Source organism: Mycobacterium sp. (assembly GCF_039583785.1).
Classification (GTDB): domain Bacteria; phylum Actinomycetota; class Actinomycetes; order Mycobacteriales; family Mycobacteriaceae; genus Mycobacterium.
On record NZ_JAVKSG010000013.1, the window covers coordinates 17,046 to 39,974 of the forward strand.

Below are 22,929 nucleotides of genomic sequence, written 5' to 3' on the forward strand. Positions count from 1 at the left end.
GTAGGTGCGGCAGAGGTTTCGGCGTATCGGCTCTGGCCCGCTGCCGCGGACCGGGCTCAGACGGTCCGCCGCCGTCGATCGGGCGCCTCCGGCATCGAGTGTGCACTCAGGGATTTCAGTGTGCGTACAGGGCGGAGTTCCTCGGCGTGTCGTCGCCCTCGGCTCACACTCGGCGCGGAATGCCGCCATGGATGCACACTCGACGTCCAGGACCCCCAGTCGACCGTCACGCCACCCGTCGGACGTGGTTTTCAGCTGCCGCCAGCAAGGGGGTTGATTACCGGTTGCTTACAAATCTGAAGGCTTTCTGTCGAAAAAGCACTAGCTGAGAACTTTTCGAGGATGGCGAGACGAGTAGCCGCCCGACGGCACCGTCATATGGGTACTTACCGACGGGCGGACCTATGTGCCACGCCGGGCAGCGCAGTGCTGTTTCCAACGCTCTGCGCGCTAGCTGGCGGTCTGCTTCCGGTGTCGCCAGCCCCGGCCCGGCCGGCGTAGCAACCGCGAGATGCGGATGCCGACTCGGACGCGAACGCGCAGGCAAAGCCGCGCGCTGCGCATCGAGGCCGAACGGCGGCGCAATCGTCGGTCCCGCGACGCTGCCGATGCCACGCCCGCAATTGACACCGCGCCGCAACCGTTTTAGCGGCGACTAGCCTTAGACACCGTGGCTGATCCCGCGACCTACCGCCCCGCTACCGGGTCCATCCCGGTCGAGCCTGGCGTGTACCGGTTCAGCGATCAGCACGGACGGGTGATCTACGTCGGCAAGGCCAAGAGCCTGCGCAGCCGGCTGAACTCGTACTTCGCCGACATCGCCGGCCTGCATCCGCGCACCCGGCAGATGGTGACCACCGCCGCCAAAGTCGAGTGGACGGTGGTCAACACCGAGGTCGAGGCGCTGCAGCTGGAATACAACTGGATCAAGGAGTTCGACCCTCGATTCAATGTCCGCTACCGCGACGACAAGTCCTATCCGGTGCTCGCGGTCACCCTCAACGAGGAATTTCCCCGGTTGATGGTCTACCGCGGGCCGCGCCGGAAAGGTGTTCGCTACTTCGGGCCGTACTCGCACGCGTGGGCGATCCGCGAAACCCTGGATCTGCTGACCCGGGTATTCCCGGCGCGCACCTGCTCGGCGGGAGTGTTCAAGCGGCACAACCAAATCGACCGCCCATGTCTGCTCGGCTACATCGACAAGTGCTCGGCCCCGTGTGTCGGGCGGGTCAGCGCCGAACAGCATCGCCGGATTGTCGCGGACTTCTGCGACTTCCTGTCCGGCAAGACCGACAAGTTCGCCCGCGGCCTGGAACTGCAGATGCACGCAGCCGCGGAGGGCCTGGACTTCGAACGGGCGGCGCGTCTGCGCGACGACCTGGGTGCGCTCAAGCGCGCCCTGGAAAAGCAGGCGGTGGTCTTTGGCGACGGCACCGACGCCGACGTCGTGGCGTTCGCCGACGACGACTTGGAAGCCGCCGTTCAGGTGTTCCACGTCCGCGGCGGGCGGGTTCGCGGGCAGCGTGGCTGGATCGTCGAAAAGCCCGGCGATCCACGTGATTCCGGTGAGGCGCAGCTTGTCGAGCAATTCGTCACCCAGTTCTACGGCGACCAGGCCGAACTCGACGGAGCCGCCGACGAGTCCGCCAACCCGGTGCCTCGCGAGGTTCTGGTGCCATGCCTGCCGCCCAACGCCGAGGAGTTGGCGACCTGGCTGACCGGACTGCGTGGTTCGCGGGTCGCGTTGCGTGTTCCCCGTCGCGGAGACAAGCGGGCGCTGGCTGAAACCGTGCAGCGCAATGCCAAAGAAGCGCTGCAGCAACACAAGCTGAAGCGTGCCGGCGATTTCACCGCCAGATCCGCTGCGCTGCAGAACATTCAAGAGGCATTGGGTTTGGCCGACGCGCCACTTCGCATCGAATGCGTCGACATCAGCCACGTCCAGGGCACTGACGTGGTCGGGTCGCTGGTGGTGTTCGAAGACGGGCTACCGCGCAGGTCCGACTACCGCCACTTCGGGATCCGGGAGGCGGCCGGCGATGGCCGTTCCGATGACGTCGCGTCGATCGCCGAGGTCACCCGCCGCCGCTTCCTGCGGCACATTCAAGACTCGAACATTCTTTCGCCGGAGGGGAAATCGCGCCGATTCGCCTATCCGCCCAACCTGTACGTCGTCGATGGCGGCGCTCCGCAGGTCAACGCGGCCAGCGCGGTTCTCGAGGAACTCGGCGTCACCGATGTCGCGGTGATCGGTTTGGCCAAACGGCTCGAAGAGGTGTGGGTGCCCTCCGAACCGGACCCGATCATCCTGCCGCGCAACAGCGAGGGGCTCTACCTGCTGCAGCGGGTACGCGACGAGGCGCACCGGTTCGCGATCAACTATCACCGCAGCAAGCGGTCCAAGCGGATGACGGCGTCGGCGCTGGATTCGGTGCCCGGACTCGGCGAGCATCGTCGCAAAGCACTGGTTGCCCATTTCGGCTCGTTGGCCCGGCTCAGGGAGGCTACGGTCGACGAGATCACCTCCGTTCCGGGCATCGGGGTTGCGACGGCGTCGGCCGTGCTGGACGCGCTGCGCGGCGACCCCAGTGCGGGGCCGGACACAGCGGCTCGGGAACGGGCATCGGGATGACAGGCGAGGGGATGGACGGGCCAAAACTCGAAAACGCCGAAAATCACGCTGCCACAGGCGATTCCGGGATCGACGTGGTTCTGGTGACCGGTCTTTCGGGCGCCGGGCGGGGGACCGCGGCCAAGGTGCTCGAAGATCTCGGCTGGTATGTCGCGGACAATCTGCCGCCCCAGTTGATCACCCGGATGGTCGACCTCGGGTTGGATGCGGGATCGCGGATCACGCAGCTGGCGATCGTGATGGACGTGCGTTCGCGCGGATTCACCGGCGATCTGGACTGGGTCCGCAACGACCTGGCCACCCGTAACATCAACCCGCGGGTGGTGTTCATGGAGGCCTCCGATGACATGTTGGTCCGCCGCTACGAACAGAACCGCCGCAGCCACCCGCTGCAGGGTTCGCAGACGTTGGCCGAAGGCATCGCCGCCGAGCGCGAGATGCTCGCGCCGGTTCGGGCGACCGCCGATCTGGTCATCGACACCTCGACGCTGGCGGTGCGCGAACTGCGGGAAAGCATCGAACGGGCCTTCGGCGGCGAGACGGTCGCCCAAACCAGCGTCACCGTCGAGTCCTTCGGCTTCAAGTACGGCCTGCCGATGGACGCCGACACCGTGATGGACGTCCGGTTCCTGCCCAATCCGCACTGGGTCGACGAGTTGCGTCCGCTCACCGGCCAACATCCCGAGGTCCGTGACTACGTGCTCGGCCAGAACGGCGCGGCGGAGTTTCTGCAGACATACCATCGGTTGCTGTCTCTGATCGTGGACGGATACCGCAGGGAAGGGAAGCGCTATATGACCGTGGCGATCGGTTGCACCGGCGGCAAGCACCGCAGCGTCGCGATCGCCGAGGCGTTGGCGCGGCTGCTCGAGTCCGACAAGCAGTTGACGGTGCGGGTGTTGCACCGGGATCTGGGCCGCGAATGAGCCGGCGGATTGTCGCCCTGGGTGGAGGACACGGCCTGTATGCGACCCTCTCGGCTGCCCGGCGACTGACGCCGCATGTGACCGCCGTCGTCACCGTCGCCGACGACGGCGGATCGTCGGGTCGGTTGCGCAGCGAACTCGACGTGGTGCCGCCGGGCGACCTGCGAATGGCGTTGGCGGCGTTGGCTTCTGACAGTCCGCAGGGCCGCCTGTGGGCCACTATCATGCAACACCGGTTCGGTGGCAGCGGCGCACTGTCGGGACACCCGATCGGCAATCTGCTGCTGGCCGGCCTCAACGAGGTGCTCGCCGATCCGGTTGCTGCCCTCGACGAAGTCGGCCGGATCCTGGGCGTGCGGGGCCGGGTGCTGCCGATGTGCCCGATCGCGCTGCAGATCGAGGCCGACGTGTCCGGTCTGGAAACCGACCCGCGCATGTTCCGGGCGATCCGCGGGCAGGTGGCGATCGCCACCACACCGGGAAAGGTCCGCCGGGTGCGGCTGTCGCCCGGAGACCCGCCGGCCACCCGGCAGGCCGTCGACGCGATCCTGTCCGCGGATCTGGTGGTGTTGGGTCCGGGCTCGTGGTTCACCAGCGTGATTCCGCACGTGCTGGTGCCCGGGCTCGCCGCGGCGTTGCAGGCGACCTCGGCTCGCCGTGCCCTGGTGCTCAACCTGGTCGCCGAGCCGGGGGAGACGGCCGGGTTCTCGGTCGAACGTCATCTTCACGTACTTGCTCAGCACGCTCCGGGTTTCACCGTTCACGACGTGATCATCGATGCCGAGCGGGTGCCGGGCGAGCAGGAGCGCGAGCAGTTGCGCCGGACGGCGACGCTGCTGAATGCGCAGGTTCAATTCGCCGACGTGTCCAGGCCTGGTACACCTTTACATGACCCGGGCAAACTGGCCGCGGCGCTGGAAGGAGTCGGCGTGCGCGACACCGGTCGGCCGGCGCCGGGTCGCAACGGACCGAGGGGTGACGACGCGTGGCGATGACGGCCGAAGTCAAAGACGAGTTGAGCCGCCTGGCGGTAACTGTGGTGAGCGCGAGGCGCGCCGAGGTGACCTCGCTGCTGCGCTTCGCCGGCGGGCTGCACATCGTGGCCGGCCGCGTGGTCGTCGAAGCAGAGGTGGACCTGGGCAGCACAGCGCGACGGCTGCGCAAGGACATCTTCGATCTATACGGCTACACTGCGGTCGTACATGTGTTGTCCGCCAGCGGAATTCGCAAGACGACGCGTTATGTGTTACGCGTCGCCAACGACGGCGAGGCGCTGGCCCGACAGACCGGGTTGCTGGATATGCGTGGCCGGCCGGTGCGGGGATTGCCGGCCCAGGTCGTTGGCGGCAACGTCGGCGATGCCGAGGCGGCCTGGCGCGGTGCCTTCCTGGCGCACGGGTCGCTGACCGAGCCGGGTCGCTCCTCGGCGCTGGAGGTCAGCTGCCCCGGTCCCGAGGCCGCGCTGGCGCTGGTGGGTGCGGCGCGCCGGCTGGGCATCAGCGCCAAAGCACGCGAAGTCCGCGGCGCCGACCGGGTCGTCGTGCGCGACGGTGAAGCCATCGGCGCGTTGCTCACTCGGATGGGAGCCCAGGACACCCGGCTGGTGTGGGAGGAGCGGCGGATGCGCCGCGAAGTCCGCGCGACCGCGAACCGGTTGGCCAACTTCGACGACGCGAATTTGCGGCGGTCCGCGCGCGCCGCGGTCGCCGCCGCCGCCCGCGTCGAACGGGCGCTGCACATTCTCGGTGAGGGCGTACCCGACCATTTGGCCGCCGCGGGCAAGCTCCGCGTCGAACACCGGCAGGCGTCGTTGGAGGAGTTGGGCCGGCTGGCCGACCCGCCGATGACGAAAGATGCGGTGGCCGGCCGCATCCGGCGCCTGCTGTCGATGGCCGATCGCAAGGCGAAGGTCGACGGGATTGCCGACACCGAGTCCGCGGTGACTCCCGATCTGCTGGAAGATGCCTAAAGGCCGAGGCTGGTCAGGTCGGCTAGCAGCGTGAGCGTAGCTGCGGTGCCGTGGAGGTCGTTCACGATCCCCAAACCTTCTGCCAAGAAATTGGTGTTGTCTGCCGTGAGACCTGCTGGGCTGCCGTTCGCTAATTCCTCACCTAAGTTCGTGACAGCATTGCCCAGGGTTAATTCGTTGTTGTACAACGCGCTCAGGTCGGCAATGAGCAACGGATTCGTCTCGTCCGCAGCGGTGATCGTCGGGAGATCAGCGACGGCAGTGTTGATCTGTTCCTGAAAGGCCACGGCGTCGCCGATCACCGGTAATTCCTTGCCATCGGTAGCGGCAAACACGCTCGCGGGCTGGAAGTCTTTGAGGGCATCCAGTTGGGCGGTGATCGTAGTGCCTTCGGCCACTAGGGTGCTCAGGTCCTGCGACGCGGTTGTACCCGAAGAGAATGGTTCGCCGAAGCCGAGCCCGACGGCAGCCAGAAAGTTCTGCGAAAGATCGGCGTCGAAAACCAGGTCCTCGTACGCGCCGAAGGAGTTGCTGAACGCGGCGGCGTCGGTGTAGGGGGTTGCCAGATCGCCGTATGCGGCATCGGCCGCGTCGGCTTGCGCGAGCGGGCTTGCCAGCAGCGCCATCAAAGTGGCTCCGGCACCCGCTGCGAGCAGTCGAGCAGACGGACTGAGATTCATCATTGATGTTCCTTAACAGGTCCTAAAACGTCGTGAGTGGTCTACCGGCCGCGAACCGTCTACGTCAACGGGTGAGCGGCTACTCACAGCAGTCGTCACGACGATCTCAGCGTTCCCGCTAGATTGATCTCGCCAATGGTGGCAGACCTGAAACGAGGCCGTGATGGGATTCATCACCCCGGATCTTCCGGATGTCGACCCGCAGACCTGGCACACCCGCTCGGCGGCCGACCGGATGCAGGTGGTGACCCGACACTGGGTCGAACACGGTTTCGGCACTCCGTCGGCGATCTATCTGCTGTACCTGGTCAAGATGGCCGCCTATGCGGCCGGCGCCGCGGCGGTCATTGCGCTGACTCCGGGCCTGGGTGGACTCGGCCACATCGAGGCGTGGTGGACCCAGCCGATCGTCTACCAGAAGCTCGTCATCTACACGTTGCTGTTCGAAGTGCTGGGCCTGGGCTGCGGGTCGGGTCCGCTCACGGCGCGGTTCATGCCACCGATCGGTGGATTCCTGTACTGGTTGCGGCCCAAGACAATTCGGCTTCCGCCGTGGCCGAACGATGTTCCGTTCACGCGCGGCGACAGCCGCACCCTCGTTGATGTAGCGCTCTACGTGGTGGTCCTGGCGTCCGGTGTCTGGGCGCTGCTGGCGCCCGGTCACGGCGGGTCGGTCACCGCGGGCGGCGATGTCGGGTTGATCGACCCGCTGCTGGTGCTGCCGACGATCGTTGCCCTGGCGCTGCTGGGCCTGCGTGACAAGACGATCTTTCTGGCCGCGCGCGGTGAGCATTACTGGTTGAAGCTGGTGATCTTCTTCTTTCCGTTCACCGATCAGATCGCCGCGTTCAAGATCGTTATGCTCGGATTATGGTGGGGCGCAGCTACTTCCAAGCTCAACCACCACTTCCCTTACGTCGTCGCCGCGATGACGAGCAACAATGCGCTGCTGCGCGGCAAGCCGTTCAACTGGTTGAAGCGCCGGCTCTATCGCGACCCGGTCAACGACATCCGGCCCACCTGGATTCCGAAGGTGATGGCCCACGTCGGCGGCACCACGGCCGAATTGATCGTCCCGGCGGTCCTGGTTTTCGCCGCCGGCGATCATCCGTGGCGGTGGGCGCTGATCGGCTTCATGGTGATCTTCCACCTCAACATCATTTCCAACCTGCCGATGGGTGTTCCGTTGGAATGGAACATCTTCTTCATCTTTTCGCTGTTCTACTTGTTCGGGCACTACGGCAACATCGTGATCTACGACCTGAGCTCACCGCTGCTGCTGGCGATTCTAATGGCGGCTCTGCTCGTCATTCCAATTGTGGGAAACATGTTCCCGCAACAGATTTCCTTCCTACCCGCGCTGCGGTACTACGCCGGAAACTGGGCGTCGAGCCTCTGGTGCTTCCGTGCGGGCGTGGAGGACAAGATCGAAGAGAACGTCGTGAAGAGCTCGGCGTTGACCGTCAAACAGATTGCCCGGCTGTATGACCCGAATACCGCTGAGATCATCAGCGACAAGGCTCGCGCTTTCCGGTCCATGCATGTGCACGGTCGTGCGCTCAACGGGCTAGTCTCTCGGGCCTTGGGAAAAAACGCCAACGAGGCGGACTACGCGCTGCGTGAAGGCGAAACCGTCGCCGGACCGCTGATCGGCTGGAATTTCGGCGAAGGCCACCTGCACAACGAACAACTCGTCGAGGCGGTGCAGCGGCGCTGCCAGCTGGAGGAGGGCGACCTGCGGGTGATCATCCTGGAAGGCCAGCCGATCCAGACCAAAAAGCAGTGGTACCGCATCGTCGACGCCAAGACCGGCTTGATCGAGCAAGGCTACGTCGCGGTCGACGACATGTTGGCGCGTCAGCCCTGGCCCGAGCCCGGCGACGAGTTACCCGTCCACCTCACCAGGACCCGCTAGCATCATGACAGCAACTAGCTTGCTGCTATGATGACATTATGCGTACGACGGTGACCCTCGACGCCGATGTCGTGGCCGCATTACGACGCGCGACGCGCGAGCGAGGGACGTCGTTCAAGGACGTGCTCAATGACGCGGTGCGCCGCGGATTGAGTGGCGAGCCGACTGGGCGCCCCTATCGCACGCCGAGTCGCGACATGGGACTGCGCGCGGGCTTCGACATCGACAAGGCGCTGGCGCTGGCCGCTGCCGATGAAGATGCGGAGATCATGCGCAAACTCGCGCTCCGCAAATGAAGCTGCTCGATCTCAACATCCTCGTGTACGCCATGGACGAGTCGTCACCGCGCCACCAGGCGGCGCGGGATTGGCTTGAGGCGACGCTATCCGGTTCGGACACGGTCGGATTCGCGTGGCATGTGCTGATCGGCTTCGTGCGGTTGTCCACGCGTTCGGCGGTGTTTGCCGCACCGTTGACGGTCGGCGAGTCGTTTGACGTCGTCGACGGGTGGTTGCAGCAGCCGTGCGTGACGGTCGTCCATCCGACCGAGCGTCATGCCGTTGTGCTCCGCGAGTTGCTCACCCCGCTGGGATCAGCAGGCAACCTGACAAGTGATGCGCACCTGGCGGCGCTGGCCATCGAACACGGTGCCGGGCTGTGCTCGACCGACGTCGACTTCAGTCGATTCTCTGGCGTGCGATGGATCGATCCACTCGCGGCTTAGTCGGTATGCATCGGTGGCCGCGAGAGAATTCGACGTCCATGCCGACCACTTGATGACCGGTGGCGATTCAGTCAGCTGCCGGCGAGGTCGCGTAGGCGTTCGTCGTGGCGGCGCGACCTTTTTGGCTCCTCGCTAGATCGCGTGGATTTGGGGTAGCGGGAGTTTGCCGGCGATGAGGTGGATGAAGGTGATCATCTTGGCTTTGTGCCGGTAGCCCGGGGCTCTGCGGCGGAACGCACTGGACGTGGTAGCCGGGATGGTTGCAGTATCCACAGATCGCCATGACGTGGCTCCTGATTCTCGAGGTGTGCGGGAAACGGGCGTGCCCCCGGCACCTTCTTCTGCGAAGCCTCGCGATCGCAGCTGCGCCGACAAGTACTCGTGGATGCCTCCGTTCGACTGGTCGGTGACATACGAGAACGAGCGCTGGTGGGACGATCCGGCACTACGTCGATGACCCGTGGTTCGTGCAGGTGCTCGAGAAGGGGGCAGAGGTGGCCCGCGTCGAGTTCGACGACCCCGGCGACATCAACCCGGACTACATGGACGTGCCGACGATCGGGTCAGCACGCCTGGAGATCCAGCTCATCGAAGTGTCGGCCGAAGCTTGCGGCCGCAGGATCGGCACCAGGTGGTGAAGATGCTTTCGGAGCGCCGTCGCCGACCGCAGGCTCTTCGCTTACATCATGCTGGAGCCGAAGTTTCTGCCCCCTTTCCCGCCGCGGGGAATCGATGTGCCTCGCCGGACATTGGAACTCCGAACACATTCCGAATATCATGACCGTGTGACCACGACAGCCCGCCGCACCACCACGCGCCGCTCCTCAGACCTGAGCAAGCACTCCGCCGAGGTGTTCGCCGAGGCTGAGGACCACCCGGTGACGGTGACTCGGCGCGACGGCGAGGCGCTCGTGCTCATGTCGCAGCGCGAGGCGGAGAGCCGCAGTCGCATGCTCCAATTCGCCGCGCAGCTGATCGGCGTGGCGGTGGACGACGACGGTCCGCTCGCCGAGCGGATGTCCAAGGCCTTTCCGTGGATGCTCGCGCTGTCAACCGAGGACCGGGTCACCTGCGCCCAGGACCTCGTCGACGCCGCGCGGGCGTCGTTCTCCACCGACCAGCCGCATCTGGTGCTCGCGGAGCTGACTTCATGGACGGAGACCGCGACCGCCATCGCCGCCGGTCTCGGCCGGGGCGAGCCGGAGTGGTTGGACGACGACGATGGCGTCGTAAAGCGGCCGTAGCGGTGGCTGCCAAGCGCGGCGAGCTTGTCCCTCGTCCTCCGAAGAAGATCGAGTACGAGATTCGCTACGCCACCGCCGACGCGGCCAAGGGCTGGCGGGACCTCGCTGCTACGATCCGCAATCCCCTCGCTGAGGCCTGGGACTTTCTGACGCGAACCCCTCTGAATATGACCCCGACTAACTACCCGCTGCGCGGCGACCTCGGCACGATCTCCCGCGGGGACAAGATCCACGAGCGCTGGCAGCACAAGCCGACGCTCAAGGGCACCGCCCGCATCTGGTTCAGGGCAAGTTCACTGCCCTGACATATGACCGTCCGATGTCGGTGCTCGGGCAGGCGCCGTGGCCCAGTTACGCCGAACACGGCGCCGGTGCGCTGGATTCGTTCGAAAACGGGATGCGCGCCTCCCATGTGGGTGGGCCATCCATCGGCACGTTCATCGGGCACAGTTACGGCACCACATTGGTCGGCGCCGCGGCCTCCGACGGGCATCACCTAGCCGCGAACAACATCGTCGCGGTCGCCAGCCCGGGCATGTTGGTCGACCATGCCGGTGACTTGAGTATCAATCCCGGCGGCACGGTCTACGCGATGACCGACACCCATGACCCGATCGGACCGGCGAACTTGTTCACCCAGCTCACCCTTGGGCCCAATCCTGCCGGATCTGATTTCGGCGCCCATGACCTTTACGCCGGAACTAATCTCGGCACCGGACCCGAGCATGGCTTTTTCAGCCTCGAGGCGCACAGCGGATACTGGAACGCCAACACGCCGTCGTTGGCGAATCTGGGTGCGGTGATCGCCGGAGTGCCGGCACCCTTCCCGGCGAGAGGATAAAGGCCATGCCCGCTGTTCTCCGACGTACTGCGCGCCACCCTTCTGGGCTGGTCATGCTGGTGGCGGTCGGGCTGCTGACGGCAGGCTGCCACACCAATTCCCCGCTGGGTCCACCCATTCCCACGGGCGCAACCATTTTGGGAGGTCCAGCCATGACGTCAACACCGCCGACTCCGCCCGGCTTCACCGTTCATGTCGCCGTCCCCACCAGTCAGCAACAGGCGCAGGACACCGTGCTCAAGTACCTCAAGCAAACGCTCAGCGCGCTACCGCCCGGGATCGTCTTCGACGCCAGCCGCTACGGAGCGGCAGGAAGTACCGCGCCGTGCGGCGATGCGCCCCTCAACACCAATCCGCCGAAAGATTTCGCCGCCACCGGTGACCTGAAGTTGCTACCGGGGATCGACGGCGCGAAGCTCATCGCCGAGGTCGGCGACGTCTGGAAAAGCTGGGGTTGGTGGGTGTTCGAGCGTGACGGCATGTACAAACCCAACCGCTCGGGGTTCTCACCCGACGGATACGAACTCCACATCGGGATGCCCGGCCTTCCCGGCCCGCCGAACATCACCGGCAGCTCCCCATGCTTCCCGCACGACATCGCGCGCGACGACCTCCCGTTCCCCACCACAATCACCGCGTAACATCAGCTGCCGCGGATCAAAGCCAGCCTGTAGCCAAGGGCTGCGCCGCTGGTCGGTCACTGTCCGCGCGACCGCGGGGTGGCTCGATTAGGCTGACGGCGAGCATTTCGTCGGCATCGAAGGAGACACACGTGACGGTCCGGGTAGGCATCAACGGCTTCGGTCGCATTGGGCGCAACTTCTACCGGGCCCTGCTGGCGCAGCAGGCCGCGGGCGCCGATACCGACATCGAGGTGGTGGCGGCCAACGACCTGACCGACAACGCGAGCCTGGCGCACCTGCTGAAATTCGACTCGATCCTGGGCCGGCTGCCCTACGACGTCAGCCTGGAGGGCGAGGACACCATCGTCGTCGGCGACCACAAGATCAAGGCGCTGGAGGTCAAAGAGGGCCCGGCCGCGTTGCCGTGGGGCGACCTCGAAGTCGACGTCGTCGTCGAGTCCACCGGTATCTTCACCAACGCCGCAAAGGCCAAGGGGCACTTGGACGCCGGGGCCAAGAAGGTGATCATCTCCGCGCCCGCCACCGACGAGGACATCACCATCGTGCTGGGTGTCAACGACGACAAGTACGACGGCAGCCAGAACATCATCTCCAACGCGTCCTGCACCACCAACTGCCTCGGGCCGATCGCCAAGGTGCTCAACGACGAGTTCGGCATCGTCAAGGGCCTGATGACCACGATTCACGCCTACACCCAGGATCAGAACCTGCAGGACGGTCCGCACCAGGATCTGCGCCGGGCTCGGGCGGCGGCGCTCAACATCGTGCCGACCTCGACCGGTGCCGCCAAGGCGATCGGGCTGGTGCTGCCCGAGCTCAAGGGCAAGCTGGACGGCTACGCGCTGCGGGTGCCGATTCCCACCGGCTCGGTCACCGACCTGACCGCGGAGCTGAAGAAGTCCGCCACCGCCGACGAGATCAACGCCGCGATGAAGGCCGCAGCCGAGGGTCCGATGAAGGGCATCCTCAAGTACTACGACGCGCCGATCGTCTCCAGCGACATCGTCACCGACCCGCACAGCTCGATCTTCGACTCCGGCCTGACCAAGGTGATCGACGATCAGGCCAAGGTGGTGTCCTGGTACGACAACGAGTGGGGCTACTCCAACCGCCTCGTCGACCTGGTCGCGCTGGTCGGCAAGTCACTCTAGCCGTGGCCATCCACAACCTGGACGACCTTCTTGCGCAGGGGGTGTCGGGTCGTGGCGTGCTTGTTCGCTCCGACCTGAACGTGCCGCTGCGCGACGGCGCCATCACCGATCCCGGGCGGATCATCGCGTCGGTGCCGACGATCAAGGCGCTGGCCGACGCCGGGGCCAAAGTGGTGGTGACCGCCCATTTGGGACGGCCCAAGGGTGAACCCGACCTGAAACTCTCGCTGGCGCCGGTCGCCTCGAAACTCGGTGAGCTGCTGGGCAAGGACGTGCAGTTGGCCGACGACGTCGTCGGCCGTGATGCGCGGGCCCGGGCCGGCAGTCTGACCGACGGGGATGTGCTGCTGCTGGACAACATCCGATTCGACCCGCGGGAGACCAGCAAGGACGACGCGCAGCGGCTGGCGCTGGCCCGCGAGCTCGCCGAATTGGTCGGCAGCAACGGGGCTTTCGTCTCCGACGGGTTCGGGGTGGTGCACCGCAAGCAGGCTTCCGTCTATGACGTCGCGACGCTGCTGCCGCACTACGCCGGCAAGCTGGTCGCCGAAGAAGTCGCCGTGCTCGAGCGGCTGACCGGTTCGACGAAGCGGCCATATGCGGTGGTATTGGGCGGTTCGAAGGTGTCCGACAAACTCGGTGTGATCGAGCAGCTGGCCTTGCACGCCGACAGCATCGTGATCGGCGGCGGGATGTGCTTCACATTCCTGGCCGCGTTGGGACTTTCAGTCGGCACGTCGCTGCTGCAGACCGAGATGATCGACACCTGCAAGCGACTGCTCCACACCCACGCCGACGTGCTGCACCTGCCGGTCGACATCGTGGTGGCCGACCGCTTCGCCGCCGACGCTACAGCGGAAACCGTTGCTGCTGAGGCGATTCCGAAGGACAAGATGGGCCTGGACATCGGCCCGGGGTCGGTCAAGCGGTTCACCAAGCTGTTGGGCAACGCCGAGACGATCTTCTGGAACGGCCCGATGGGGGTCTTCGAGTTCCCGGCCTTCGCCGCAGGCACCAAGGGCCTTGCCGAAGTGATCGCCGCTGCGACGGCCAAAGGCGCGTTCACTGTGGTGGGTGGCGGTGACTCGGCGGCCGCGGTGCGGGCGCTGGGCCTGCCCGACGACGGCTTCTCGCACATTTCCACCGGTGGCGGGGCGTCGCTGGAATACCTTGAGGGCAAGACGCTGCCCGGCCTCGAAGTTTTGAATACCTGAGCAAAGGACCTCCATGACTGTTCCGCCTCCTCCTCATCGCTCCGCTCTGCATCGTCGGCGGTGGGTATGAGTCGCAAGCCGCTGATTGCGGGCAACTGGAAAATGAACCTCAACCACTTCGAGGCCATCGCGCTGGTACAGAAGATCGCATTTTCGTTGCCGGACAAGTACTTCGACAAGGTCGACGTCGCGGTCATTCCGCCGTTCACCGACCTGCGCAGCGTGCAGACCCTGGTCGACGGTGACAAGTTGCGACTCACCTACGGCGCCCAAGACATCTCCCAGCACGATTCGGGTGCCTACACCGGGGAGATCAGCGGGGCATTTCTGGCCAAACTGGGTTGCCACTACGCCGTGGTCGGTCACTCCGAGCGGCGGACCTATCACGACGAGGACGACGCGTTGGTGGCCGCCAAGGCCGCTGCCGCGCTCAAGCACGAGTTGACGCCGATCGTCTGCATCGGCGAGCACCTGGACGTCCGGGAGGCCGGCGACCATGTCAGCCATTGCCAGAACCAGCTGCGCGGGTCGCTGGCCGGGCTGTCCGCCGAGCAGATCGGCAAGGTCGTCATCGCCTACGAGCCGGTGTGGGCGATCGGCACCGGGCGGGTGGCCAGCGCCGGCGACGCGCAGGAGGTGTGTAAGGCGGTCCGCACCGAGCTGGGCACGCTGGCGTCACCGCAGATCGCCGACAGTGTCCGGGTGCTCTACGGCGGGTCGGTGAATGCCAAGAACATCGCCGAGCTCATTGCGCAGGACGACGTCGACGGCGCCCTGGTCGGTGGCGCGTCGTTGGACGGCGAGCAGTTCGCGACGCTGTCGGCGATCGCCGCCGGGGGACCGCTGCCGTAAGGGGCTGGTCAAGCCGGCTCAGTTCCGATGTCAGCGACGTGCGCATACCGCGGCTTCAATGTAATATTTCGAGCATGTATTAGATATCCGTAACAATGTCGGACGTCTGGCATCTACTCCGTAGATGCAGCGGATACGGATCACCCTGAACGCCCGGAAGCACCGCGTGTCCAAGCACCGCATCATCGCGGCTCTGCGTCACTCCGGTGTTCCAGTCATTCAGGATGATGGCTCTCTGTATTACCAGGGACGCGACACGGCCGGACGCCTGACCGAAGTCGTCGCCGTTGAGGCCGATAACGGCGATCTGATAATTACCCACGCCATGCCGAAGGAGTGGACGCGATGAAGAAGACGCGTAATGCCGCCGACTACGTGGTTGGTGATGGTGTCGAGGTCACCGATGTCGATCTCGAAAGCGAAGCGGTCTATGTCAACGGCGAGCGGCTCAACGATGAGCGCGTAAGTCAGATGGCCGAGCAGTCGGTGAGGCTGGCGCGCGAACGCGAAGCCAACCTTATTCCCGGGGGCAAGTCGCTGTCCGGCGGCACCGCGCACTCGCCGGCTGTGCAGGTGGTGGTTTCCGAGACCACGCACGCCAAGCTCAAGGAGCTGGCGCGCAGCCGGAGGATGAGCGTGTCCAAGCTGCTGCGTCCCGTGCTCGATGAATTCGTACAGCGAGAAACGCGTAACCGCTGACGGGGGATTCCGTCGCGTCACTATGGGCGACGGCTACGTCGTTGGCAGGTCGACGTGGCCTCGCCGCATTGCCACTCTCTCAGCGCGGACCATCAAAGCGGCGGATGGCACCACCTTGCCCGACAGGTAGGTCGATAACCGTGAGGACGAGGTGCCCAGGTGCAACGCGAATTCGGCGGCGGTGAGTCCGGAACCTTCGACGAGTGCCGCGAGTCGGCGGCGCACTTCGTCACGCGCGGATTGTTCGACGTATGCGCGTGCCTGGTCGACAGCGCGGCGAAGGGTTTGCGCAACACCGCAGTCCTCAGCCAGGTCGAGCGCTTGCATCAGCCCCTTGACGAATGGGCTCCAGGGGTCGGCGCGGACCGTGTCGGCGATGTTGCGCCAGTCCGGTAGTGAGCCCCTGTCGATTGCTGCCAGTAGGCCTTCGAGCCCCAGCTTGTCGGGGGGTCGGACGGGTCGACGTTGAGGTTGCGGAATCTCAGTGCGCTCATGCGACGGTCAGCCTGTCAGCATGGCGTCGGCGATTTTCTGGCATTGCTGCACGATTGCGCTCCAACTGGCCCAGCGGGGCGTCAGGTTTCGGTAGTGGCTGAGTTGCGTGGTGGTTTGCGAGTCTTTCGGGCGGGGGTGGCCGAGTTGGCGCAGCAGCTGGGAAGCAACTGCCGTTTTGTCGCCGACGGTCGCGTCGTAGTAGTCATCGAGAGTGCTCAGGACGGCGGCCGACGCGGGGAAGCCGAAGCGATCCGCCAGGGCGGCAACATCGACGTAGTCCCGTGTCTGGTTGCGTTTGACGATGAGGTACCCCTTGATCCGCAGCGTTTCGGCCGCGGTGGGAACGGTCAACGCGGCTCCACCTGGCAGCGTGACGACGTGCACTTGCAATGGCTGGCGGCGCATCAGTTGGCGCACACCGGCTTCGATATCGCCCAGCGAACCGAGAATGATCTTTCCTGGTGTGACCCGATTCAAGACCCAGTCCGGGTCTGACTCCAGCGCTTCGAGCACCGCGTCGAACCTGCTGGCCAGATCCGCCACCACATGGTCGTGGTCAGAGGAGTCACGGTGGCGTGCGTAGAGCAGACTGCAAGACGTCATCGAAGGACATCTCAACCTCCGGCTCTTAGCATATCCGATAAGTACGCTGCCGGCGGTGTAGCCGCGAATCTCTATCGCCTACTCCGAGCGGCGCACCTACCACGACGTCGACGGCGCCCTGGTCGGTGGCGCGTAGCTGGACGGCGAGCAGTTCGCGACGCTGTCGGCGATCGCCGCCGGGGGACCGCTGCCGTAAAGAACGGCGCGTGCTGGTTGCGGACACGTCGGGGTCAGGTTTAACTTGGGAGTCTTAGAAGACACACAGGGCCGCTCAGGTCCGCAGGCTAAGTAGTCGCACTCAACACACGCGGGGGAATGATGGCTGGTCGCGACGGCAAGAAGCACTCACGCAGCGCCTCGGCACGTCGATATGGGGTGGCCGTGGGTGGCGCCGTCGGCGCGTTCGTCGCTGCCGCGGCGATGGCGACCGGCTCGGCGGCGCCCGCGCGGGCCGACTTCGACGCTTTGATCGACCCGATCATCCAGCCCATCCTGACCTCGCTGACCGATTCGATCGCCGGCTTCGACCCCGCTGCCGCCGCTGATTTGACCAGCTGGAGCGACAGCCTGCTCGCCAGCCTGAACTCGCTCGACGTGGCGCTGCCCGCGAGCGCGGACCCCTCGTCGGCCGTCGCGGCGGCTGCCGAGCCCGCGGCGGCGACGGGCACCTACGACATTCCGATCACCGTCGCCGAAAACACCGAGCCGACCGTGGCGGCCACGGTCGACGGGGCTAGCACGACGGATCTCGTCGACACCGGATCCAGCGGTCTGGTGATTCCGGATTCCGACCTCTCGCTGACACAACTGCTCGATCTCGGGTTCCCCACCGGCATCGGTGAGAGCGGCTACAGCGGTGGGGTGGAATACCTGTATCTGACGTACGACAACGCGACTGTCGACTACACCGGAAGCGGCCTTACCACGTCGAACACCCCGATCGAGGTCGAGGTGTACTCGTGGGATCCAAGCAACTTCTCGAGCTATTTCACCAATGACGCCTTCCAGGGCTTTCTCAGCGACAACGACGTAACCGGCATCCTGGGCATCGGGGACAACACCAGCGGTGCTGCCGGCGAAAGCCCGCTGGCGGCCGCGGGCTTCACCGGCGCAACCGTCGACTTGCCCCAAAACGAGCTGATTGTCAGCGACACCAACCCGGGAACGGTCATCGACACGCTGACGGCCAGCGGTTCGACCGTCGGCAGCCTGACCGAAACCGTCACGAACAGTTCCGGTGCGACTGTCGGCACCGACACCGTGTCCGACGACTTCGATTCCGGCGGCGTGTACGGGACCATCCCGTCGTCCATCGACTCCAGCGCCTTGCCGAACGGCGACGCGGTCACCGTCTCGGACGGCACCAAGGAGCTGTACTCCTACACCGTGGGAAGCAGCGCAGCGAACGGTGCGCCTACGCCGACGTCGGGCACCTCGATCGACAGCGGTTTCCAAGCCTTCGAGGAGAACCCGATCTACATCGACTACACCAATGGCACGCTGAGCTTCGACAAGCCGCTGTCGTAGAGCTGGTCTGAGCCGGTCAGCCGCAGGCCGGTAGGCTGTCGCCCATGGAATTGGCTCTGCAGATCACTTTGGTGGTCACCAGCATCCTGGTGGTCCTGCTGGTGCTGTTGCACCACGCGAAGGGCGGCGGGCTGTCCACGCTGTTCGGCGGTGGCGTGCAGTCCAGCCTGTCCGGGTCGACGGTGGTGGAGAAGAACCTCGACCGGCTGACGTTGTTCGTCGTCGGCATCTGGCTGGTGTCCATCGTCGGCATGGCGCTGCGGATCAAATACAACGCCTGACCTTCGGCGGCCGGACCGCCAATGTGCTATATAAGTGCTACCGTCGTGGGATGAGTGAAACCGTCGGGATTCGCGAGCTGCGTCAAAACGCTTCGGAAATCATCAACGCGGCCGAGGGCGGGCAGGCATTTCATGTCACGGTCCGCGGCAAAGACACCGGCGTTGTCATTGCCAAACAGTCATCCACGGGTCCCGCGCAACGGCGACGAGGCGTCACCCTGCAGTACATCGAACAGGCCGGCACGTACGCCCAGCCCACCCCCGCCGGCTACCAGGAGGCGATGCTGGAGATGATCGAGCGCGGTCGAGAAGAATCGGGACGCGTCGGCAATCACGACGAGTGAGAATCCATCTGGATACTAATCTGCTGATCAGTGAGCCGCGGTGGGAACTCCTACCGCCCGGGGACCACGAATTCCTGGTCTCAGCGCTGGTATTCGCTGAATTCAGTGCGGGCACAGCGCATCCCGACCCCGACATCGCCGCTCGGGCCCGCATCGACCTCATCCAGCACCGGTCAACGTATGGCGACGGCGTGCCGTTCAGTCAGCGTGAAGCCGACATTTACCGCGAACTTTGCTTCATCGTCGCCACCGCTGGACGGTCTCCGAGAGGTGAGCGGCGCGTCGATTTGATGATCGCGGCGATCGCCATCGGGGACGGCGCCGTGCTGGCCACCCGCAGTACCTCCGATTTCGACGGGCTGCAACCGCTCCTGCGGCTCATTTCGCTTTGAGATCGACGGGGAGGAAGATCGTGGAACTCCCCACACTGCGTCGAATTCTTCCTACGACGCACCGACGACGACCCCGAAGAAAGCCGGTATGACGTTCGCTACGCCACGGTGGTGAACTGCTTCAGGCTCAGCGGGGGCCGGCCGCTTTCAGGTAGATGACGCGGTCGTCCAACGACCGTTCGCCAGCGTCCTTCACCGCGGCGATCAGTGTTGCGGCGCCGGCTGGCTGGCGGGAGAACCGCGACGACAACGCGATCAGCAGCCCGTGATGGTGACCGCCGGCGGTGTTGTGCTCAGCGGCCAAGCGGGTGAAGTCGCCGACATTCTCGGTCAACACCAGATAGCCACCACCGAGGGCCGCAGCAAACACAGCGGCGTCGGCGCTCCCAGCAAGTCCGAGCTCGGCCACGGTGGTCGCCTCGATCCCGGCCGCGCGCAGACCGGCCGCCAACCTGGCTGGATACATCTCGTCCAACAGCACCTTCACCGCGAACTGGCCGCAGCCGTCTCGTCGCGATGTAGATCGATCCGCGCCTGAATCTCCTCGGGGTAGGTGACACGGTAAGCCAGCGCGGCATCGACCTGCGTGCGAGTGATCGCGCGGTCGGCAATCAGATCGGCGATCGCGTCGTCATCCGAGCCTAGATCGTCGATCCACATCAGGATCTCCCAGACATCCGGCCCACCGACCACGCCGGCTCGCCGCCCGGTCGGCCCGTCACGAAACGTGATCAACGGATGCTCATCGCGGCGCGCGCCTTCCTCGGCATAGCGACGCAACCGGTCAGACATCGTCTCACCGGCCGCACGTGCCCGAAGGCGAAGCCGCTCAGCAAGGCGGTCATCAAGACGAACCGAAACGTTTACCGACATGCACACAGTGTTGCACAATGTCAACACGAGCATAGGTTGAAGCCGAACCTTCGCCGTCACCGAAGCTGACGCCTCCAATGCCTGACGCTCCGCAAGGCGAAGCCGGCCAACCACCCTGATACTGGTAGGTATGGCTGACGCACCCGATTCGCTGGAGCCCTTCGGCGCGGTAAAACGCACCCGAACAGGGCGAGAGGCCACCGAGCCGATGCGCGACGACATCCGGCTGCTCGGCACCATCCTCGGCGACACCGTCCGCGAGCAGAACGGCGACGACGTCTTCGATCTGGTCGAGCGGGCCCGGGTCGCGTCGTTCCAGGTGCGGCGCTCGGAGATCCAGCGCGCCGAGGTGGCGCAGCTGTTCGACGGTATCGACATTCGTCGGGCGATCCCGGTCATCCGGGCGTTCAGCCACTTCGCGCTGCTGGCCAACGTCGCCGAAGACATCCACCGGGAACGCCGCCGCGCCGTCCACGTCGCCGCCGGCAAGCCGCCGCAGGACAGCAGCCTGGCCGCCACCTACCTGAAACTGGACGCTGCGCACCTGGATTCTGCGACCGTCGCCGAGGCGCTGACCGGCGCGCTGGTCTCGCCGGTGATCACCGCCCACCCGACCGAAACCCGCCGACGGACGGTGTTCGACACCCAACACCGCATCACCCAGCTGATGCGGATGCACGCGCGCGGGCAGACCCAGACCGACGACGGCGCCGAGATCGACACCGAACTCCGCCGCCAGGTGCTGACGCTCTGGCAGACCGCGTTGGTGCGACTGTCCCGGCTGCAGATCTCCGACGAGATCGCGGTCGGGTTGCGTTATTACCAGGCAGCGTTTTTCGACGTGGTGCCTAAAGTCAACGCCGAGGTCCGCCAGGCGTTGCGCAGTCGCTGGCCCGACGCCGATTTACTGCCCGAACCGATCCTGCGGCCCGGCTCGTGGATCGGCGGCGACCGTGACGGCAACCCCAACGTCACCGCCGACGTGGTGCGGCTGGCCACCGGCAGCGCCGCCTACACCGCGCTGAACCACTACACCGCCGAGCTGAGCGCATGCGAGCAGGAGCTGTCGATGTCGGCCCGCCTGGTCGCCGTCACCGACGAGCTGAGCACGCTCGCCGAAGCGTGCGACGAGCCGGCCCGCGGCGACGAGCCCTACCGCCGCGCACTGCGCGTCATCCACGGCCGGCTCACCGCCACCGCCGCCGACATTCTCGACCAACAGCCGGACAACCTGCTCGACCTCGGCCTGCCGCCGTACAGCACGCCGGGGGAGATGCTGGCCGACCTCGACACCGTGGATGCCTCGCTGCGGGCCAACGGCAGCCGGCTGCTGGCCGACGACCGGCTGGCTCGGCTGCGGGAAGCTGTGGACGTCTTCGGTTTTCACCTGTCCGGACTGGACATGCGGCAGAACTCCGACGTGCATGAGGAAGTGGTCGCCGAATTACTCGCCTGGGCCGGCGTGCATCCCGACTACTGCTCGCTCAGCGAAGACGAACGGGTCACCATCCTGGCCGAGGAGCTGAGTACCCGCAGGCCGCTGATCGGTGACCGCGGGCGACTGTCGGATCTGGCCCGCAAAGAACTCGCGATCGTCGCCGCGGGTACCCGTGCGGTCGCCATTTATGGTTCGTCGGCGGTGCCCAACTACATCATCTCGATGTGCCGGTCCGTCTCCGACCTTCTCGAAGCGGGCATCCTGCTGAAGGAATCCGGTCTGCTCGACGCTTCCGCCGACGAGCCGTACTGCCCGGTGGGCATCGTCCCGCTGTTCGAGACGATCGACGACCTACGCCGGGGCGCCTCGATCCTCGAAGCGGCGCTTGACCTTCCGGTCTACCGGGGCATCGTGCGGGCCCGCGGCGACAGCCAGGAGGTGATGCTCGGCTACTCCGACTCCAACAAAGACGGCGGCTACCTGACCGCCAACTGGGCGCTCTACCGGGCTGAACTCGACCTCGTCGAGTCGGCTCGCAAAACCGGAATCCGGTTGCGGCTCTTCCACGGTCGCGGCGGCACGGTCGGCCGCGGTGGCGGGCCGAGCTACCAGGCCATCCTGGCCCAGCCGCCCGGTGCGGTGAACGGCTCGCTGCGGCTGACCGAGCAAGGCGAGGTGATCGCCGCCAAATACGCCGAACCGCTGATGGCGCAGCGCAACCTGGAGACCCTGCTGGCGGCCACCCTGGAGTCTACCCTGCTCGACGTCGAAGGGCTCGGCGACGCCGCCGGCCCGGCCTACGAGATTCTCGACGACCTGGCCGACCGAGCGCAACGCGCATACTCCGAATTGGTCCATCAGACAGACGGTTTCGTGGAGTACTTCCTGCAGTCCACCCCGGTCAGCGAGATCGGCGCGCTCAATGTCGGCAGTCGGCCGACGTCGCGCAAGCAGACGTCGTCGATCTCCGACCTGCGCGCTATTCCGTGGGTGATGGCCTGGAGCCAGTCGCGGGTGATGCTGCCGGGCTGGTACGGCACCGGCACGGCGATCGAGGAGTGGCTTGCCGGCGGCGAGGGACGTCTCGAGCAACTCCGTGACCTCTATGAGCATTGGCCGTTCTTCCAAACCGTGCTGTCGAACATGGCGCAGGTGCTGGCGAAAACCGACCTCGGACTGGCTGCCCGCTACGCCGAGCTTGTCGAAGACGAATCGCTGCGGCGGCGGGTATTCGACAAGCTCGCCGCCGAGCATCAGCGCAGCATCAAGGCTCACCAGCTGATCACCGGCCAGGACAACCTGCTCGCCGACAACCCGGCCCTGGCCCGGTCGGTGTTCAACCGCTTCCCGTATCTGGAGCCGCTGAACCACCTGCAGGTCGAACTGTTGCGGCGCTACCGCTCCGGTGACGACGACGAACTGGTGCAGCGCGGCATCCTGCTGACCATGAACGGTCTGGCCAGCGCGTTGCGCAACAGCGGTTAG

Annotated in this window: 27 protein-coding genes and 2 pseudogenes; 24 read left to right on the forward strand and 5 right to left on the reverse strand. The window is 65.6% G+C overall.

Annotated elements, in window-relative coordinates:
• The first annotated feature begins 670 nt into the window (after positions 1-670).
• The 4 genes from uvrC to whiA are packed head-to-tail and all read left to right on the forward strand — an operon-like array spanning position 671 to position 5,527.
• Positions 671-2,632 carry an excinuclease ABC subunit UvrC gene (gene uvrC / locus ABDV69_RS07050; RefSeq protein ID WP_343572846.1) on the forward strand — a complete coding sequence of 654 codons (1,962 nt, stop codon included), beginning with the start codon at positions 671-673 and terminating at the stop codon, positions 2,630-2,632.
• 11 nt (positions 2,633-2,643) lie between these two features.
• Complete coding sequence (gene rapZ, locus ABDV69_RS07055; protein WP_343572903.1) at positions 2,644-3,558, forward strand: RNase adapter RapZ; 915 nt, start codon at positions 2,644-2,646, stop codon at positions 3,556-3,558.
• A complete protein-coding gene (gene yvcK, locus ABDV69_RS07060; protein ID WP_343572847.1) occupies positions 3,555-4,553 on the forward strand; it encodes a uridine diphosphate-N-acetylglucosamine-binding protein YvcK in 999 nt (332 codons plus the stop codon). The genes rapZ and yvcK overlap by 4 nt, the downstream gene beginning before the upstream one ends.
• Positions 4,550-5,527, forward strand: a complete 978-nt coding sequence (whiA, locus tag ABDV69_RS07065) for a DNA-binding protein WhiA (RefSeq protein WP_343572904.1) — start codon at positions 4,550-4,552, stop codon at positions 5,525-5,527. Before yvcK ends, whiA begins: the two co-directional genes overlap by 4 nt.
• Here the strand turns inward: whiA and ABDV69_RS07070 are convergent.
• Complete coding sequence (locus tag ABDV69_RS07070) at positions 5,524-6,210, reverse strand: hypothetical protein (protein WP_343572848.1); 687 nt, start codon at positions 6,208-6,210, stop codon at positions 5,524-5,526. The genes whiA and ABDV69_RS07070 overlap by 4 nt on opposite strands.
• 160 nt (positions 6,211-6,370) lie before the next feature.
• Between ABDV69_RS07070 and ABDV69_RS07075 the strand changes: the two genes are divergently transcribed.
• The 3 genes from ABDV69_RS07075 to ABDV69_RS07085 are packed head-to-tail and all read left to right on the forward strand — an operon-like array spanning position 6,371 to position 8,846.
• Entirely contained in the window at positions 6,371-8,122 is a 1,752-nt protein-coding gene (locus ABDV69_RS07075) for a DUF3556 domain-containing protein (RefSeq protein WP_343572849.1), read from the forward strand.
• Positions 8,123-8,160: 38 nt separating this feature from the next.
• On the forward strand, positions 8,161-8,418 hold the full coding sequence (locus ABDV69_RS07080) for a CopG family transcriptional regulator (protein ID WP_343572850.1): 258 nt from the start codon (positions 8,161-8,163) through the stop codon (positions 8,416-8,418).
• Positions 8,415-8,846 (forward strand): type II toxin-antitoxin system VapC family toxin, encoded by a 432-nt coding sequence (locus tag ABDV69_RS07085; RefSeq protein WP_343572851.1) that lies wholly within the window; start codon positions 8,415-8,417, stop codon positions 8,844-8,846. The genes ABDV69_RS07080 and ABDV69_RS07085 overlap by 4 nt, the downstream gene beginning before the upstream one ends.
• Before the next feature lie 132 nt (positions 8,847-8,978).
• Here ABDV69_RS07085 and ABDV69_RS07090 read toward each other — a convergent pair whose 3' ends face one another.
• Complete coding sequence (locus tag ABDV69_RS07090; RefSeq protein ID WP_343572853.1) at positions 8,979-9,119, reverse strand: hypothetical protein; 141 nt, start codon at positions 9,117-9,119, stop codon at positions 8,979-8,981.
• 200 nt (positions 9,120-9,319) lie between these two features.
• Between ABDV69_RS07090 and ABDV69_RS07095 the strand changes: the two genes are divergently transcribed.
• From ABDV69_RS07095 to ABDV69_RS07145, 11 genes and pseudogenes are all read left to right on the forward strand, one after another.
• On the forward strand, positions 9,320-9,484 hold the full coding sequence (locus ABDV69_RS07095; RefSeq protein WP_343572855.1) for a hypothetical protein: 165 nt from the start codon (positions 9,320-9,322) through the stop codon (positions 9,482-9,484).
• A 147-nt stretch (positions 9,485-9,631) separates the two neighbouring features.
• Positions 9,632-10,090, forward strand: coding sequence for a prevent-host-death protein (locus ABDV69_RS07100; RefSeq protein WP_343572857.1), 459 nt, complete (start codon positions 9,632-9,634; stop codon positions 10,088-10,090).
• 2 nt (positions 10,091-10,092) lie between these two features.
• Positions 10,093-10,395: a hypothetical protein gene (locus tag ABDV69_RS07105; RefSeq protein ID WP_343572858.1), complete on the forward strand. Its 303-nt coding sequence runs from the start codon at positions 10,093-10,095 to the stop codon at positions 10,393-10,395.
• 14 nt (positions 10,396-10,409) lie between these two features.
• Entirely contained in the window at positions 10,410-10,931 is a 522-nt protein-coding gene (locus tag ABDV69_RS07110) for an alpha/beta hydrolase (RefSeq protein WP_343572860.1), read from the forward strand.
• Between the two features lie 152 nt (positions 10,932-11,083).
• Entirely contained in the window at positions 11,084-11,572 is a 489-nt protein-coding gene (locus ABDV69_RS07115; protein WP_343572862.1) for a hypothetical protein, read from the forward strand.
• A gap of 131 nt (positions 11,573-11,703) precedes the next feature.
• Positions 11,704-12,726: a type I glyceraldehyde-3-phosphate dehydrogenase gene (gap, locus tag ABDV69_RS07120; protein WP_343572863.1), complete on the forward strand. Its 1,023-nt coding sequence runs from the start codon at positions 11,704-11,706 to the stop codon at positions 12,724-12,726.
• Positions 12,727-12,728: 2 nt separating this feature from the next.
• Positions 12,729-13,940 (forward strand): phosphoglycerate kinase, encoded by a 1,212-nt coding sequence (locus ABDV69_RS07125; RefSeq protein WP_343572864.1) that lies wholly within the window; start codon positions 12,729-12,731, stop codon positions 13,938-13,940.
• A 66-nt stretch (positions 13,941-14,006) separates the two neighbouring features.
• The gene (tpiA, locus tag ABDV69_RS07130; RefSeq protein ID WP_343572865.1) at positions 14,007-14,792 is read left to right on the forward strand and encodes a triose-phosphate isomerase; all 786 of its coding nucleotides are present in this window, start codon (positions 14,007-14,009) and stop codon (positions 14,790-14,792) included.
• A 124-nt stretch (positions 14,793-14,916) separates the two neighbouring features.
• Positions 14,917-15,141, forward strand: a pseudogene (locus ABDV69_RS07135) (hypothetical protein); the annotation flags it as partial.
• Positions 15,138-15,491 carry a DNA-binding protein gene (locus tag ABDV69_RS07140; RefSeq protein ID WP_343572906.1) on the forward strand — a complete coding sequence of 118 codons (354 nt, stop codon included), beginning with the start codon at positions 15,138-15,140 and terminating at the stop codon, positions 15,489-15,491. The pseudogene ABDV69_RS07135 and the gene ABDV69_RS07140, both read left to right, overlap by 4 nt.
• Before the next feature lie 159 nt (positions 15,492-15,650).
• Complete coding sequence (locus ABDV69_RS07145) at positions 15,651-15,887, forward strand: hypothetical protein (RefSeq protein ID WP_343572867.1); 237 nt, start codon at positions 15,651-15,653, stop codon at positions 15,885-15,887.
• 105 nt (positions 15,888-15,992) lie between these two features.
• On the opposite strand, the gene ABDV69_RS07150 is transcribed toward ABDV69_RS07145, so the two are convergent.
• Positions 15,993-16,589: a hypothetical protein gene (locus ABDV69_RS07150; protein ID WP_343572869.1), complete on the reverse strand. Its 597-nt coding sequence runs from the start codon at positions 16,587-16,589 to the stop codon at positions 15,993-15,995.
• Positions 16,590-16,692: 103 nt separating this feature from the next.
• On the opposite strand from ABDV69_RS07150, the pseudogene ABDV69_RS07155 reads away from it, so the two are divergent.
• The 5 genes and pseudogenes from ABDV69_RS07155 to ABDV69_RS07175 form a co-directional block, all read left to right on the forward strand.
• A pseudogene (locus tag ABDV69_RS07155) lies at positions 16,693-16,785 on the forward strand (triose-phosphate isomerase); the annotation flags it as partial.
• A gap of 119 nt (positions 16,786-16,904) precedes the next feature.
• Entirely contained in the window at positions 16,905-18,116 is a 1,212-nt protein-coding gene (locus ABDV69_RS07160; protein WP_343572870.1) for a hypothetical protein, read from the forward strand.
• A gap of 44 nt (positions 18,117-18,160) precedes the next feature.
• Positions 18,161-18,397, forward strand: a complete 237-nt coding sequence (gene secG, locus ABDV69_RS07165; protein WP_343572871.1) for a preprotein translocase subunit SecG — start codon at positions 18,161-18,163, stop codon at positions 18,395-18,397.
• Positions 18,398-18,447: 50 nt separating this feature from the next.
• Complete coding sequence (locus tag ABDV69_RS07170) at positions 18,448-18,741, forward strand: type II toxin-antitoxin system prevent-host-death family antitoxin (protein WP_343572872.1); 294 nt, start codon at positions 18,448-18,450, stop codon at positions 18,739-18,741.
• Positions 18,738-19,133, forward strand: coding sequence for a hypothetical protein (locus ABDV69_RS07175; RefSeq protein ID WP_343572873.1), 396 nt, complete (start codon positions 18,738-18,740; stop codon positions 19,131-19,133). Before ABDV69_RS07170 ends, ABDV69_RS07175 begins: the two co-directional genes overlap by 4 nt.
• Before the next feature lie 127 nt (positions 19,134-19,260).
• On the opposite strand, the gene ABDV69_RS07180 is transcribed toward ABDV69_RS07175, so the two are convergent.
• Positions 19,261-19,620 carry a DUF5615 family PIN-like protein gene (locus tag ABDV69_RS07180; protein ID WP_343572874.1) on the reverse strand — a complete coding sequence of 120 codons (360 nt, stop codon included), beginning with the start codon at positions 19,618-19,620 and terminating at the stop codon, positions 19,261-19,263.
• Positions 19,617-19,925 carry a hypothetical protein gene (locus ABDV69_RS07185; RefSeq protein ID WP_343572875.1) on the reverse strand — a complete coding sequence of 103 codons (309 nt, stop codon included), beginning with the start codon at positions 19,923-19,925 and terminating at the stop codon, positions 19,617-19,619. The genes ABDV69_RS07180 and ABDV69_RS07185 overlap by 4 nt, the downstream gene beginning before the upstream one ends.
• A 211-nt stretch (positions 19,926-20,136) precedes the next feature.
• Between ABDV69_RS07185 and ppc the strand changes: the two genes are divergently transcribed.
• The gene (gene ppc / locus ABDV69_RS07190) at positions 20,137-22,929 is read left to right on the forward strand and encodes a phosphoenolpyruvate carboxylase (protein ID WP_343572876.1); all 2,793 of its coding nucleotides are present in this window, start codon (positions 20,137-20,139) and stop codon (positions 22,927-22,929) included.